Here is a 15,676-nt window from a genome sequence, read left to right on the forward strand (position 1 = left end):
ACAAGGGGGTGGAGCGCAATCGGCTGTTTGTGAGCGGAAGCCTGTTGCCAAAACAAAATGCGGGATAAGTGGCGACAGCAAACTGTTAATACTATATATAGTATGCTTGCAGCCGAAATCACCACGATGTAGAGGAACGGCATCCAAGGATGAACGTTTCACCTGAGAAGCCATTAACCGGCGGCGCGTACGAGGCGCGACGCTGGAGAGAATTTCTGCGCCCTGGCCAAGGGCGCCCCAAGACGAGGATTAAGACATGCGCATCGAACGCCGCTTCACCAAGCCCGGCCAGTCTCCCTATGCAGAGATTGAATTCCGAAAGGCGGTTAGCGAGATCAAGAACCCGGATGGCTCCATCGTATTCCGTCTGGCGGATATCGACGTTCCTGCGCAGTTCTCCCAGGTTGCGACGGACGTTCTGGCGCAGAAATATTTCCGCAAGGCCGGTGTCCCTGCGCGCTTGAAGAAGGTTGAGGAAAACGACGTTCCTTCCTTCCTCTGGCGCTCTGTTGCCGATGAAAAGGCCATGAAGGATATTCCGGAAGGTGAGCGTTACGGTTCTGAAATCGATGCGCGTCAGGTTTTCGACCGTCTGGCTGGCACATGGGCTTACTGGGGCTGGAAGGGCAAATATTTCTCCTCGGAAGAAGATGCGTCCGCTTTCAAGGATGAGCTGTCTTACATGCTGGCCACCCAGCGCGTTGCGCCAAACTCTCCACAGTGGTTCAACACCGGCCTGCATTGGGCCTATGGCATTGATGGTCCCGGCCAGGGCCACTTCTATGTCGACCCCTTCACCGGCAAGCTGACCAAGTCCAAGTCGTCTTACGAACACCCGCAGCCGCATGCCTGCTTCATCCAGTCCGTTGAAGACGATCTGGTCAATGAAGGCGGCATCATGGATCTTTGGGTGCGTGAAGCGCGCCTGTTCAAATACGGCTCCGGCACCGGCTCCAACTTCTCCTACCTGCGTGGCGAAGGCGAAAAGCTGTCTGGCGGCGGTCGCTCCTCCGGCCTCATGAGCTTCCTCAAGATCGGCGACCGCGCAGCTGGCGCCATCAAGTCCGGCGGCACCACCCGTCGTGCAGCCAAGATGGTCGTGGTTGATGCCGATCACCCAGATATCGAAGCTTACATCGACTGGAAGGTGAACGAAGAGCAGAAGGTTGCTGCCCTCGTGACCGGTTCCAAGATCGTTGCCAAGCACCTCAAGGCCATCATGAAGGCCTGCGTCAATTGCGAAGCGGGCTCTGAAGCCACGCGTGGCGATTGCTTCGACCCTGCGAAGAACCCTGCCCTGAAGCGCGAAATCCGTGCTGCCAAGAAGGACATGGTTCCTGAGAACTACGTCAAGCGCGTCATCCAGTTCGCCCAGCAGGGCTACAAGGAAATCGAATTCAAGACCTACGACACCGATTGGGATTCGGAAGCCTATCTCACGGTTTCGGGCCAGAACTCCAATAACTCCGTGTCCCTGAAGGATGACTTCCTGCGCGCCGTGGAAGATGATGGCGACTGGAACCTCACCGCCCGCAAGGACGGCAAGGTCATGAAGACACTGAAGGCCCGCGCGCTGTGGGAAAAGATTTCCCATGCCGCATGGGCATCGGCTGACCCAGGTCTGCACTTCAACACCACCATGAACGACTGGCACACATCGCCAGCCGCTGGTCCCATCCGCGCATCCAACCCTTGCTCGGAATACATGTTCCTGGATGACACAGCCTGCAACCTTGCATCGCTGAACCTGCTTCAGTTCAAGGACGCCAAGACCAAGAACATCGATATTGCCGATTACGAACACGCTGTTCGTCTGTGGACTGTCGTTCTCGAAGTCTCGGTCATGATGGCGCAGTTCCCATCCAAGGAAATTGCCGAACGCTCTTACGAATACCGCACACTCGGCCTCGGCTATGCCAACATCGGCGGCCTGCTGATGTCCTCGGGCATTCCTTACGATAGCGATGAAGGCCGTGCGATTGCCGGTGCCCTCACCGCCATCATGACAGGCGTTTCCTACGCAACATCTGCTGAAATGGCTGGCGAGCTCGGCCCCTTCCCCGGCTTTGCACCCAACCGCGACAACATGCTGCGCGTCATGCGCAACCATCAGCGCGCAGCCCAAGGTCTGGCCTATGGTTATGAAGGCCTGTCGGTAAACCCTGTTCCGCTCATCCATGCAGATTGCACGGATCAGGACCTTATTACCCACGCCGTTGCCGCATGGGAAAAGGCTCTGGAGCTTGGCGAAAAGAACGGCTACCGCAACGCCCAGACCACCGTTATTGCGCCAACAGGCACGATCGGCCTCGTCATGGATTGCGATACAACCGGTATCGAGCCAGACTTCGCACTGGTGAAGTTCAAGAAGCTGGCCGGTGGCGGCTACTTCAAGATCATCAACCGCGCCGTCCCTGAATCGCTGCGTTCGCTCGGCTATTCGGAAAGCCAGATTGCCGAAATCGAAGCCTACGCTATCGGTCACAGCAATCTCAACCAGGCACCTGCCGTCAACCCATCCACGTTGAAGGCCAAGGGCTTCACCGATGAGAAGATCGAAACGGTCAACGCCGCGCTGAAATCGGCCTTCGACATCAAGTTTGTCTTCAACCAGTGGACACTTGGTGCAGACTTCCTCAAGGAAACACTGAAGGTTTCCGACGAGCAGCTCTCCGACATGAGCTTCAACCTGCTGGAGCATCTCGGCTTTGCCAAGAAGGACATCGAAGCGGCCAACGTGCACGTTTGCGGCGCGATGACGCTGGAAGGCGCACCGTTCCTGAAGGACGAGCATCTGCCTGTCTTCGATTGCGCCAACCCATGCGGCAAGATCGGCAAGCGTTACCTCTCGGTTGAAAGCCACATCCGCATGATGGCGGCAGCGCAGCCCTTCATCTCGGGTGCGATTTCCAAGACCATCAACATGCCAAATGATGCAACGGTGGAAGATTGCGGCGCAGCCTACATGCTGTCCTGGAAGCTGGCGCTGAAGGCCAACGCGCTTTACCGCGATGGTTCCAAGCTGTCTCAGCCTCTCAACGCTTCGCTCGTCGAAGACGACAATGATGAGGATGCGCTGGAAGATCTGATCGCCCAGCCACAGGCAGCTCAGGCCGTCACCATCACCGAAAAGATCATCGAGCGTGTGGTCGAGCGTGTCAGCCGCGAGCGTGAAAAGCTTCCGAACCGCCGTCAGGGTTACACCCAGAAAGCAGCCGTCGGTGGCCACAAGGTTTACCTGCGCACCGGCGAATTCGGAGATGGCCGCATCGGCGAAATCTTCATCGATATGCACAAGGAAGGCGCCGCTTTCCGTGCGATGATGAACAACTTCGCCATCGCCATCTCGCTTGGCCTGCAATATGGCGTGCCACTGGAAGAATATGTGGAGGCCTTCACCTTCACCAAGTTCGAGCCAGCCGGCATGGTCATCGGCAACGATGCGATCAAGAACGCGACATCGATCCTCGACTACGTGTTCCGCGAACTCGCCGTCTCCTACCTTGGCCGTCACGATCTGGCCCATGTGGATACGTCGGACTTCTCGCAGACCGCACTCGGCAAGGGCATTGAAGAAGGCAAGACCAACCTCGTTTCCACCGGCTGGACACGCGGTTACAAGCCAACTCTGGTCTCCAACACCCCCGATCGCGCCTCGTCCGAGCCGAAGGGTTCAGCAACGGCAGCCCCTGCCCGCGCCTCTGGCACGGTCACGCAGATCTCCGGCAACACCGTCCGCAAGGTAGAGCCAACCGTCGCGATCTCCACTTCGGAAGTCGTCGCTTTCAAGCGCGAATATGAAGAGCGTGCCAAGGAAGCAGTCGAAATCGTAGAAGAAGGTCTGGCCACCGAATCCGAACAGGCCGCAACCGCCCTCTTCTCCGACAAGGCAGCAGCAGACGCCGCATCTGCCAAGACGGAAGCGAAAAAGAAGGAAGCCGAACGCCGCATCCGCTCGATTGCTCAAGGGTATACCGGCAACATGTGCGGCGAGTGCCAGAACTTCACCATGGTCCGCAACGGCACCTGCGAAAAGTGCGACACATGCGGCGCGACGAGCGGTTGCAGCTGATTTAAGCCGCGACATGTGTATGTAGGCAGCCATTGATTATGTCGCACAGCCATTAAAATGACGCAGTAAAACCTCGGGCCGGGAAATAGAAAAACCCGGCCCGAACGAAAATAAAAGCACGATTCTCTACATGAAGCGCTAACTCGCGCTTAGGCCATAACCATCGAGAGTTAAGCGATAATGATAAAGCAAATTATCGCCTATTTTAGATGATGACTTGCCTAAATACATGTGGGCTTTGCTCCTACTATTGGAATATAGAGGAAGTATACGATATCAATAGTTAGGCGATACTCGCCTAAAAGCACTCCGAGGAACAAAACGGGATCGAGCTTTGAGCTGGCGGCATTCGATGCTGGATTGAAAGGATAAGTAGCATGAACTACCTGCAATTCGATCTGGGCCAGCAGCGCTCCGGCCAGCTAGTTGAAGTAAGCCTCACTGCGGCAGCGAACGTGAGGTTGATGGATTCCTCAAACTTCAGTTCGTATAAAAATGGGCGGCGGCACCACTTTTATGGGGGGCTCGTCAAGCAGTCCCCTTTCCGTGTCCCCGTGCCGCGCACCGGCCATTGGTATGTTGCGGTGGACATGCAGGGCCTTCGGGGCCAAACTCGTGCATCTGTTCGCATGCTACCTGGCGCACTTCCTGCCGCCCGCGACGCTGCTCTCACATCTGTTCCCTCACTTCTCCGCCCACATGACGAGATCGAAGACGGTATCGTCCGAGACCATGATGTCTTCATCTCCCACGCCTCTGAAGACAAGGACGAGTTCGTCCGCCCCCTCGTCAAAGCACTTGAGGCTTGTGGACTTTCCGTTTGGTACGACGAGTTTACCCTGAAGATCGGTGACAGCCTTCGCCGCAAGATCGACCAGGGCCTTGCAAATAGCCGGTTCGGCATCGTCGTACTATCCGAAGCCTTTTTCAAAAAAGGTTGGACGAACTACGAGTTGGACGGAATCGTCTCTCGTTCAATAAGCGGCGAACAGCAACTCCTTCCGATTTGGCACAAAGTATCCAAGGCGGATGTGATGAAGTTCAGTCCCTCCCTGGTTGACAAGGTTGCAAGAAGCACCGTTACGCACACGCCGGACGAAATCGCGGAAGAGATCGCTGAATTGATCCGATCACAAGATTGAGCGGATAGAGGTGGACACGATGGAGAATCTGGAAGACCAGCAAGCTTCAACAGAACCTGCCGAAAAGGCGAGGCGTCCGGAAAGCGACGCCCGGATTCAGACAGAGACTTTGGAGGCGTACCAGTAAGGCTGCTTTCTGCGTCCCGCGTTGGATGGCAACATATCGATGTCTAAAAAGTCGCACGCCTACGCGATCAGAACCAATCGATTTGCCGCTAGGGAGTTGGGCTGCCGGGCCCGTGAAGTTACATCTAGCTAAGGGCTTCTTCGAAATTGAACTGCACGGCTCCACCTTGCCCTCCAAGTACCCCCATGGAGATAAAAAACAATCACGCACCCTCCGTCTCGAATTCCAAGATGTCGGTGTCCGGAAGCGCATCCTCCGGAAGCTCTTCGTCATTTATAGAGCTTTGCCCACCTATTCGGCGAGTGAATTTGACAATCATCGCGGTAATCTGCGGGTCGCCGAGCTTGTCTTCTGCTGACTTGAGATGTCTCATCGCCTCGTCAAAGTATGTGAGGTTACTGGTTAGCCGGTAATACTCGACCCCTAGCTCTGCATAAGCGGCTAAAACGTTTTTGTTCGCTGCATACCGTTCTGCGCCTACGACCGCCAGTTCGTGGGCTTGCTCCAACATTGCAACCCGGTCTTCGAGCAAGATCCCCGGTGTGTGAATAGCGCGTTCAACCTGATATTTTATTTTGTATCGATGAACCGGGCCGTCCCTACCGAAGTCCTTCTCGAACAGCTTGATCTCGGTCTCCGCTCGTGGAAACTCGTGCATATCTATTAGATTGCGTATGAGGCGGTGTCGCGGCACACGTTCGCCCGGAGCTCTGGAAATCATTTTTGCAAGAAGGTGGTTCTGAATCTTCTTGTCGGCAATCCTAGGTATGCCACTTTCGGTGTTGCAGAGCTCGCGAAGCGACCGCACTTCTATCGCAAACGTCGGCGAGATATTGTCAATGACATCCTCAAAAAGCTGGATCGTCTTGTCCAGATTTCCGAACTTGAATTTTGTTATGATAGCCGCGATAACGGGATGCCGGCACCGCCACCCAAAGATGCCATCACGGACGTGGTAGTCATATTCGCTGACGATGTCTGTCAAACCTTCCAAGGAGGCGGCTACCTGCTGTGCTGGCATTCCTAGCAACCTAATCACGAGTTGACGGTGGACATTTATGCCTGCTGTTTCCATCGCGGCAACATATCGGAAGACATCTTGAAGCGGTCCTGACAAAGAGGCGAAGTCCTGCAGGATGATAGCGTCCAGAGAGTCCGTATTATAGATATTCTTGAGGCATACGAACATGTCTTTAGACGCTCGGACGGTAAGCCGCCGACGTCGCTCAGACCTGTCGAATCCTGCAAAATCGTTACCTGTTAGACGCTTAATTTCTGGCACCCTCTCGACCATGTCGAGCAGCGCGTCGATCTCCTGATCGTTCAGCGTTGAAAGATTGAAGACTTTTCCATGGCGGAACAGGTTCCCGGTCTTTATGCGTGGATGCCAGTGGTTACGCGTCGATGCGAGCAAGATCTTTAGATGAGCATTATCCAAGATTGCTAGACGATCAATCAGTTCGTTGATGTCACTCAGGTGGAGATGTGCATCGTCTACAAAAAGGACGCCAACATCCTTGGTTGCTTTCAGGTTATTGGCGACCTTTTCCCAGAGCCTAGGGTCAAGGGTGTGCTGACCACCATGTTCCCAACATTTCCACCCCTTGTTCCGGCACTCGACCAATATCTGTTTCGCAGCCGTGCTCTTCCCAACTCCGCTGGCGCCCAGGATGGTCGCGATAAGGCTGAAATCAGTTGATAGATACGATCCGATGCGCGCCGAGAGGGTACGCTTAAACGTGAAACCAGTGACTATGTCGCCGTATGTCGCGGGCCAACCCGTATACATCGAAGAAAAGTTTGGAGCGAGGGTTACCGCATGATCCACGTCAATCGTGACTGGAACCAGCGCAGGCGCGACGTCGAGAGGATTTCCGGCCGTGGAGTTTGAAATCGGCCGATCGGGAGCCTTCTTCGCAAGCTCCTTGAAGAAATCATCGATGCTGCCGAATACCACGGTAAGGCCGAACTGCTCGTATAGAGAGGCGCGATCTTCATCACGGGTATAAGATAGAAGCCATACCCTCCCGGTTCCCATCGCTTCCCTATTGAGTCTGGCAGCCCTTATGGCCAACTCTTTCAAATGTGCATCGCCGAGCGAGTGGCCGATGATTACAAGGTCGGCCGAAATGACGTCCGCCTTCATTCGATCATAAAGCTGTTCGCGATAATTTGAAGTTTTGGTGTAATCAGATTCCGTCAAGATAATCCGCGAGTTGTGGCCGTCGCACTCGTCTTTCTCGATGGTGCCGTGCAACTTAAACAAAGTGACATCGGGCTGACCGTGGTCGCTGTTGAAATCGAAGTTGGAGGAGAAAACTTTTGCGCGCTTTTCTCGCTCTGCGTAGGAGAGTTCGATCAACCTGTCGTAGTTAGTAGTGTAGATGCTCTTCCAATCGAAGAGCGGCAGATTTCTCAAGCCACCAGTGGGCTTGAGATCGGAGCATTGTTTTCGAAGGACATCGATGACCTTCCTTCTCGACTGCGATTTATTTTCTGCAAGTTGCGTGATTTCACTTAGTGAGAAGTCGGGAGGTACCCTGAACTCCTGCGCGTAGGCAGATATTAGCTTTGCTACGCTTGGCGCACCGGAAGGTATCGACGACCCGGATCCAAACAAAAGCACGGTACGGCTCGGAGTAATCTCGTGGATCAGGTTTTCAATGGTCTGTGACATGGGCGCCTGCGTTATCAAAAACTTCAGGGAACGTGGATCGACTCATCCTATGATGTCAATCGCCAGTTCGTTTTTTCCGCATAACGTGCACAAGCAATTTCTTACATTTGCATTAGCGGCTGTCGCATCCAACCAAGAAACGCTCCGAGAGGCATTTACGCTGGATAATCCAGCGTAAAGCTCCCCGGTAGACCGAAATGATTTTCAGGCGTTCCTCGACGCCTGAAAGTTCTAAAGGGAACGAATAGGGATCAAATTAAGATGGACGTGCAGGAGACCGATGACATTTCGCCCATAGGTAAGCGCCCCTATCGTGTTCTCTGCATCGACGGCGGTGGTATGAGGGGCGTCTACACGGCAGCGCTTTTGGACAAGCTCTCTAGCTATTACGCTAAGCTTCGCGATGCGGAGGCGCTCGACATAGGCAAGGGCTTCGATCTCATGGCGGGAACAAGTACAGGAGCTATGCTACGGCGTTTTGCCGAATACGCAGAGCGTCGGCCCATTCCTTTAGTGCTTTAATATCATCCGAAATCTCTGAAGGTGGCGGTGGTTCATCATTACGAACGCGAGACGGGTCATGCGCATCGATGATGTCACTGCATTTTTTGAACGCCGCTCGGAACGCTTCCGTATCCGTCTCTAACAGCGCGGTGACCTTCTTCAAATGCTTGGTGTCAATGTAATCCCGATGCCGCATCAGCAAGCCCGCGAAAACGATTTCCTCGAGCGCCCGCTCCCACGTGGCCCGTAGAAAACCGTAGATTCTAACAGCGGAACTGCGATAGCCGGCCTCGTCGTTGGCATCATACAGAGCCTTGCCCGCCCGCTGGTCTTTCTCAAGCCGATCCAAGCGCGACTTGACGCCAGCATGATCCCAGGGCAATCCATCGCCCACAATACCGGTACCTTCAGGGCCCCGTGAGAGGTTTGCAAGTTTAGCGGGCACGCCTTGGCCGCGCGCGCTGTCATTCAGGTCATTTACAAACACAAGGTCGTGGGTGAAAACAATTATCTGACGTTCCTTCGCCTCTTCGACGAGCCTTCGCGCGACCTTCTTGCGCCAGCGGTGGTCTAGCGATGTAACAGGGTCGTCGAAGATGAGAGCAGACTTGTGTGTGGCTGTCGCGAGCTCGGTCAGGAAAGCCGCGAGTGCTACGCAGGTTTGCTCCCCTTCGCTCAGCACCAGATGCACCTTGGTCTTGGGATTTGCGAACAGACGGATTTGGTAGTTTGGTGATCCGTACTGACCACCGGAACGCACGACCTCAACACGGACCTTCTCCGCCGCAAGCCTTACGATCTCTCTCTGAAAGCGGTCACGCATACGGGGAGTGATGATGTCATCGGCAAGGTCGTTGCCAAGTTTCGTAATAGGGGTCGTCGCTGTCTGCCCTAGGCATCTGGCAATGCGCTCTATCTCCACCAGCCGGTAGACCTCTTTTTTAGCGACCTCATTAAGGGCGATAGCTGCTGCACGGTCTTTGAGCTCGTCATGCTCGGCCTGTAAAACTTCGCGGCCTTCGACGTCGGCTGCCGACTCCAACTGACTGGCATAGGCGCGGGTATCGTTTTCAAGCGCCAGCAGCGCTGTTTTTGGAACTGCCGACATCGGCGACAGGGTCATGACTCCGCTGTGACCAATATCTCGCAGACACTGGCGTCTACGCAGATCGGAGGTAGCCATAAAGCGCAGCACGTCGGCGGCCAAATCACCATGTTGGATGGCAATCCGCCTCCGAATATCCGCGATTAGTCGAATATCCGGTTGATGCGTCTCGAACCTCTTCAGTGAGTTCCTAAAGACCTTGTCGGCCGCATCAGCCTGCTTTTCCGTATCATCGCGGATGAAACCCTCGAAGCCACTCAGCCGTACACCGGCCTCGACACCCACCGGCTGATGGCACAGTACACAGTGTTCGCCCTCTACCGCCGGGAATTGCTTTTCGACATGCTTCGAATAGTGCCGCGCCGCCTCCCAGAGCTCCCGCCATACTTCCGCGCCGACGGCTGGAAAAGTGGCACCCTTGAAGACGTCATCCGCGGCGACCGTAGCGGCAACTCGTTTGGTTCTGGCGTCGTCTGCAAGCGATTTCAACGTATTCAGGGCATCATCGGAATAGTATTCCTCAACCTTCGTTAGATAGCGCACGATCTTCGCGATGCCATCGGCGAACTGATGTTGCTCGGCGGCAGCCTCAATTGGATTTTTGGCGAGGTCTTCGGTGAGTTGCCGGAGGCGTGCACTTTCTGCTTCTGTCATGACCGCGAGGATTGCCAGCGGCTGCAGTTTCGTATCGTGCTTCAAGCAGGACATAATACGCCCGACCGATGTGGTTGCCCGCCAAGTTGGCATATCGAAGACTGGATCGCGGAGCGCATTGATCTGAGACTCCTCGGTCTGCAGCAGCAGCTTAATCTGCGTGCAGACGGCCGCGAGGTCGTCGGGAATGTCGAGCCCAAAGGGCCGGAACGCGACCTCTGTCTTGTCCTGGATGTGGACTGCGCCGCATTCGCGGTCGAAAACGCTGACGGCGGAAAGCACTGGATCAGGACTCACGTCGTCCTCCCATCCCAGTACAGGCTGGTGCACGCCGTCTTTAGAGATCATAAAACTAGCGGTGGCTTTGACGCCAATCGTCGAAGAAAACGCGTCGGGCATGATTTCTCCGGCTTTGCGAGCCCTGCAGGCGCGCTTCAACACTCGTCCATACCCCGATTTGCCAGCTCCATTTGGTCCGTAAACAATGGTCAGGCCCTGTTGTTCGAACATTAGGGTCTGGTTCGGAGCCAATTGGTTTACTCCGACGACATCTCCAAAGGAGACCAAGGCGATTGTTGCGCCATTACCGGGGTTAGCCGGCAAGTGTACCGCTTCCAACGCCGCGGCCGTCAGTGAAATGTCGGGCGCGCCGTTCTCTTTCTTGCAGAGGTGCAAAACATCGTTGACGGCGCCAGCATCAAGCGTACCGCCCGTCACAATACGCCGAAGGGCATCACGCTGCCACATGGGCCGCCCTTGCGACCAATCCAGTATCGTTTGAAGCACAGTCTTCGACGGGGCAGCGTGGTTCATGGTGAAAGCTTTATTTTAAGGTGTCCTAAAACAATAACAGTCCGCAACCTATACTAGCGAACGAAATATAGAAGCAATGGGACGTCGGAACTTGTAGTCATCCACATTTATTGAAAGGGATCCTTAAATTCTTAGGTTGTATTTTCTTGAGCTTACCGGAAACGTATCGTCGACGCATTGAAGGATTCAGAATGAACGTGGAATGGACGCAACATCCTGCCGGACACGGTGGATTTCATACGGGCCGCGCGCGTTTTGACAGCGCCAATGTTGTCAACTGGATATACGACTGTGGTGCCCGCAACACGAAGAAGTTCGACAAGGTGCTCAAATCTTGGATATCCAACAATACGTTTCCGGTTGACTGGCTATTCATATCGCATTTTGACACGGACCACGTTAGTGGTTTGGATACGCTGCTGTCAGGAAAAGTTGTGAACAACGTGATGGTACCCTATGTCAACGATGACCAGCTCGCCTTCACCTTGCTACATGAGATCCGCAGAGGCAGACTGCAGCGCAGTTTCGTAGAACTTGTCTCCGACCCCGCACAATTTTTTCTGTCGAGAGGCGTCGGCCGCGTAACGTTTCTAGGAGGCCCCGAGAACTCGGAATCTGGGGAGCCTACAGAAGCGCGCCCTATAAGACCAGTGGGTTGGGAAACCCGCGACTTAACCGCAAAGATGAGGCCGATGCCAACAGCGGTTCCTGCCCCAGCCACAAAATCTGGGTCGGAGAAGAAAACCGATGACAGTGTTGAAATTGTTAATCAAAACGACTGCGAGATTTACGTTTCAAACCAAAACACGGGCCTTCTGTTAAAGCCCTACCGGACAGCGATAAGCACCAGCTCACTCAGAGGTCTTCGTACGGCTCTGTATTCACTGTTGCGCATAAGCAGTCGTGCTGTCGCTTCCCGGCCGGGTTTAGGACGACTTGCGCACGCCATAGCTCTTCACGCGCGCACTCCTTCCGGTCGGAGCGATCTGCAAAAAGTCTTCAAGCTCTTCGTTGGTTCTTCCAATCGTGCCTCGTTATCACTGCTCAGCGTCCCTATTCATTTCGATGAATCAAAGAGGAAACACGGTTATTTTCGCTGGAACCGGGCGTTTGAATATGATACCCCTCATTTCTGGGGGGAATGGCCTCCAGCATGGCTGAATACAGGAGATTCCGAACTCCTCAACAAAGCTGATGTTGACGCCTTTGCAGCGGCTTATTCTGCCCACTTGCCCTCCGTGCATATGTTGGCGCTTCCTCATCATGGCTCAGACTTAAATTCGAATATCACGCTACAAAATCTTTGCCCAAACGCCGCGCTCGTCGTGCATGTGAAGGAGGGGGCTAAAAAACATCCCGGACCCGTCGTAACTGGATTGGCTGGAGGAAGGTTGCTGAAAGTAACCGATGCTCACCGGAGCATCCTGCGTGCGTCCATACACGTCAGTTAACCAAACCTCCCAATGCACTCGACCGCAGATGCCCAGTCTAGCCATCGAAAATACGACAGTAATTTTCGGGTTGGCTGGACCACGGTTTCTCGCGGCACAAGGCAAACTCTCTCAAGATGAACGGAGTGCCGACACGCCAACAGTAACCGCTGTTCTACCCCCACGTTGCCCGCTGTCGACTAACCTGTGAGTTGCCTTGGCTGGCAGACCTTCAGACGCAGACGTTGTCAGAATGAAAAGGCGACTCCTCAACCCGCGGAGCCGCAGTGAAACCCCAGCAGCTTCGAGGATTGTATTCTTTACACGTACTCGCCCATCCGTAGTCCCGCTTTCCTTGACGGTGCGCACGACAAGCCTCCAGTCCACCTCCGGCGTAGGATTTGCTACTGTCACGCTGAAGTTTCCCGAATAATGGTCCTGACTTCTTCCCCTTCAATCATGGCCTTCTCCACCAGTACGTCGGCAATCCTTTCGATGGAGCTTCTGAAACGCGTGACGATTTCCCGGCTGCGCTCCATTTCCCGGCCAAGGACACGCTCGACGCGGGCAGCGACGTCACGGTTGTTTCGTCGGAATCGATCGCGCTGCTCGATGGATTTCAAATTGAAGTAGCCAAGGCCCTCTCCCATTCCAAGCTGGACTTCCATCCTAGTGACGAGGTCGCTTGCCTTGTGCAGGTCACAGCCCTCAGCATCGCCCGCGCCATCGAACGCGGTACCGACGATGACCTCCTCCGCCGCCCTGCCCGCCAGCAGCAAGGCGACGTGGTCAAGACAGCCTTGACGCTCCCTGAGCCGGGCTTCCTCGATCTCGAAATGTGCAAACCCCAAAGGTTGTCCGGCATGGGCTTCCCAAGGTACGGCAACGGTATCCAAGGATCCGACGCCCAGTCGAACTCCGACAACCGCATGTCCCGCCTCGTGAATTGCGATCGTCCTTCGCTCGCCCCCGGTGATCTTCCTCGCTGGTGGCAAAGCCGACATCACATCTGCAAGTGAAACAGCCCTTCCCTCTGCGCGGGCAAGCCGCTTTGCGTCTCGACCGACTGTCTGGAAATGCGCACCGGTTAACCCAAAGGTCGCCGCAGCGATCGCGTCCACCTCGCGGTCCGACAACTGGGCACCGAGATAAGTACGCGAGAGATGCTTTCGCTCATCTGCATCCGGCAGCGGAATACTGATATGCCGGTCAAGCCGCCCCGGCCGCAGGAGAGCGGCGTCAATCGCTTCCGGATAGTTTGTGGCTCCGATGACGACGACGCCTTCGAGCCTATCGTAGCCGTCGATCAACTCGAGTAGGAAGTTGATCACCTGCCGCCAGTAGGTTTCGTGTTGAGTTCCAACAACCTTATCTCTGTTGCCGATCCCGTCGAACTCGTCGACGAACAAGATGCTGGGTTTGTTTGCCTTTCCCTCGTCGAAACTTCGTCGCATCGCTTTCAATGTGTCGTCGAGGTGCCCGGCCGCTTGCCATCGCGCGACGGACGTCGCGACCAAATGTGCACCACACGACCGCGCAAGCGCGCCAGCGAACATCGTCTTCCCGGTTCCCGGCGCTCCACTCAGTAGAAGTCCCCGATCGACATCCGCCCAGGCAAGCTTTCCGTCTTTCCACGCCGTGATGTCTCTTGCCAGAGACAGTCCCCATGTCTTCGCCTCGCCATACCCTACAAGGTTTTCGAGATGTGGCGGCGCTTCCACGACAGGCCGCTGCTTATCTGTCTTAGCTGCGGCAAGTCGCGCTAGAACGTCCGAGGCAGGTCTCCCTGCCCTGAAGGCAGCAAAGACATGTGAAAGAGGATGCTCCAGCATCATCCGCGCATCCGCCGTGTCGATATTCTGGCCCGAAACCTCCTTCGCGGCGGCAGCGATATGGAATGGTCTCACGGCACCGACGTTTACAACACGGTCGGCCGCCAGGTCGATTTCTCTTGGCAACCCATGATCCGAGGGCCAGATGATTAGGATAGAGTGCCCCGATTTCAGTTGGGCGCCGATCAGTTCAATATCAACGCCGCCTTTAGTGCTAAGTTTAGGCGACGAGATTTCAAAGCTGGAAAGGCTCTCACTGGTGCTCGTCAGAATGCTCGCTGCGGCGACATATTCGTCGAGTACGGATCCAGAAGGGATCCGGAGAACAATCACGATCTGGCGTCCGTTCTGATTTCTCTTGAAAGCTCCTCCAAGACGGGCTGCAGATTTGAGAGTGAGCGCATAGACCATTCGCTCAAGCGTAACCGTGCGGCGACGCTTACGGAAGTTTTCCATTCCGACCTCCCTAGCGCTGGAAGCGACGGATGACCGTCTCGGGGTCGATCATCCTCTCGTCGAGATCGAGCGCGATCAATTGATGGAGGGCCATCCAAGAGATGCCTGTCATCGGCTTCACTTCAGTGAAAATATGCAGGCACTCTGCGACAGTAAGCGCGCCGACCTCGTCAAGCGCGGATAGCATTCTGATCCTGTCGTTCAGAGGTGTCCTGGAGTGCGCGTAGCGGAGGAGATCACGAGCGTTTGCAAGCCGAAACCCCGCTTCGATCTCCTGTCGCGGGATGCCCCGATACTGGTAACCGGCTAGAGCAGCACCTTCCTTGATAGCAGGATTTTCCTCGTCCTCGACAGCGTCGAGGAGAAAGGGTTTGCCGTGCTCGTATTTCACAAGAAAGTCCGGAACATGAGAACCGAGCTCAGTTTCGAACTCCAAAGGCAAGCAAAGCCAGGCGACGACAGTCGGATCGACGTCGAGAATGCAGCCCAAATCTCGCGCTGCCCTCGACCGAAACATCGGGTCGCCAGAACAACGGACTGTGCCTTTTGGATAGAAAAGTTTGGAAGAAGCTTCATCAAAAGCGGCACACAGGGCCGCTGCCGTATCAAAATGCGGATGGCTCATCATGAACACCCTCGATTAGATAAACGTTGCCTGCGCCGCTTCGGAGCGGCCTGCCCGTTCAACCTATTCGAGATATGTTCAGCATCTTGATCATGCGGAACAAAATATGAACAAAAATAGGAAAGTCAATAGCCAATCCATTTCTTCGGCATTTCCTATGTAACCGGTGTTCCGCTCCCACGTTGCCCTTCGGCGTTTGATCTGTGATCGAGTTTTCATGGATAAAGAGCGGGAGTTTC

9 protein-coding genes are annotated in these 15,676 nt (G+C 55.0%); 4 read left to right on the forward strand and 5 right to left on the reverse strand.

The window, feature by feature from the left end:
- Positions 1-256 precede the first annotated feature (256 nt).
- The gene (locus IFT53_RS19290; protein ID WP_192066970.1) at positions 257-4,072 is read left to right on the forward strand and encodes a vitamin B12-dependent ribonucleotide reductase; all 3,816 of its coding nucleotides are present in this window, start codon (positions 257-259) and stop codon (positions 4,070-4,072) included.
- 377 nt (positions 4,073-4,449) lie between these two features.
- Positions 4,450-5,214 (forward strand): DUF1883 domain-containing protein, encoded by a 765-nt coding sequence (locus tag IFT53_RS24000; protein ID WP_192066972.1) that lies wholly within the window; start codon positions 4,450-4,452, stop codon positions 5,212-5,214.
- A gap of 329 nt (positions 5,215-5,543) precedes the next feature.
- Here IFT53_RS24000 and IFT53_RS19300 read toward each other — a convergent pair whose 3' ends face one another.
- Positions 5,544-8,018 carry an SIR2 family protein gene (locus IFT53_RS19300; protein ID WP_192066974.1) on the reverse strand — a complete coding sequence of 825 codons (2,475 nt, stop codon included), beginning with the start codon at positions 8,016-8,018 and terminating at the stop codon, positions 5,544-5,546.
- 339 nt (positions 8,019-8,357) lie between these two features.
- Here IFT53_RS19300 and IFT53_RS19305 point away from each other — a divergent pair, with 339 nt between their 5' ends.
- Positions 8,358-8,540, forward strand: a complete 183-nt coding sequence (locus tag IFT53_RS19305) for a hypothetical protein (RefSeq protein ID WP_244656394.1) — start codon at positions 8,358-8,360, stop codon at positions 8,538-8,540.
- On the opposite strand, the gene IFT53_RS19310 is transcribed toward IFT53_RS19305, so the two are convergent.
- A complete protein-coding gene (locus IFT53_RS19310) occupies positions 8,482-11,028 on the reverse strand; it encodes an AAA family ATPase (protein ID WP_192066977.1) in 2,547 nt (848 codons plus the stop codon). The genes IFT53_RS19305 and IFT53_RS19310 overlap by 59 nt on opposite strands.
- A 257-nt stretch (positions 11,029-11,285) precedes the next feature.
- Between IFT53_RS19310 and IFT53_RS19315 the strand changes: the two genes are divergently transcribed.
- Entirely contained in the window at positions 11,286-12,545 is a 1,260-nt protein-coding gene (locus IFT53_RS19315) for a hypothetical protein (RefSeq protein WP_192066979.1), read from the forward strand.
- A 389-nt stretch (positions 12,546-12,934) separates the two neighbouring features.
- Here the strand turns inward: IFT53_RS19315 and IFT53_RS19320 are convergent, their stop codons facing one another.
- The 3 genes from IFT53_RS19320 to IFT53_RS23610 all read right to left on the reverse strand — a co-directional run.
- A complete protein-coding gene (locus IFT53_RS19320) occupies positions 12,935-14,812 on the reverse strand; it encodes an AAA family ATPase (protein ID WP_192066981.1) in 1,878 nt (625 codons plus the stop codon).
- 10 nt (positions 14,813-14,822) lie between these two features.
- Positions 14,823-15,440, reverse strand: a complete 618-nt coding sequence (locus IFT53_RS19325; protein ID WP_244656391.1) for a hypothetical protein — start codon at positions 15,438-15,440, stop codon at positions 14,823-14,825.
- A gap of 55 nt (positions 15,441-15,495) precedes the next feature.
- The coding region (locus tag IFT53_RS23610; RefSeq protein WP_206758583.1) for a hypothetical protein at positions 15,496-15,676 on the reverse strand (181 nt) is incomplete at its 5' end.

It is taken from the genome of Rhizobium sp. CFBP 13644, assembly GCF_014842165.1.
Classification (GTDB): domain Bacteria; phylum Pseudomonadota; class Alphaproteobacteria; order Rhizobiales; family Rhizobiaceae; genus Agrobacterium; species Agrobacterium tumefaciens_C.

Bases quoted from the DNA above. Each gene is read 5' to 3' on its own strand.
- IFT53_RS19300 (WP_192066974.1), bottom strand. From the start codon at position 8,018: ATGTCACAGACCATTGAAAACCTGATCCACGAGATTACTCCGAGCCGT.
- IFT53_RS19315 (WP_192066979.1), top strand. From the start codon at position 11,286: ATGAACGTGGAATGGACGCAACATCCTGCCGGACACGGTGGATTTCAT.
- IFT53_RS19325 (WP_244656391.1), bottom strand. From the start codon at position 15,440: ATGATGAGCCATCCGCATTTTGATACGGCAGCGGCCCTGTGTGCCGCT.
- IFT53_RS19305 (WP_244656394.1), top strand. From the start codon at position 8,358: ATGAGGGGCGTCTACACGGCAGCGCTTTTGGACAAGCTCTCTAGCTAT.
- IFT53_RS19290 (WP_192066970.1), top strand. From the start codon at position 257: ATGCGCATCGAACGCCGCTTCACCAAGCCCGGCCAGTCTCCCTATGCA.
- IFT53_RS24000 (WP_192066972.1), top strand. From the start codon at position 4,450: ATGAACTACCTGCAATTCGATCTGGGCCAGCAGCGCTCCGGCCAGCTA.
- IFT53_RS19310 (WP_192066977.1), bottom strand. From the start codon at position 11,028: ATGTGGCAGCGTGATGCCCTTCGGCGTATTGTGACGGGCGGTACGCTT.
- IFT53_RS19320 (WP_192066981.1), bottom strand. From the start codon at position 14,812: ATGGAAAACTTCCGTAAGCGTCGCCGCACGGTTACGCTTGAGCGAATG.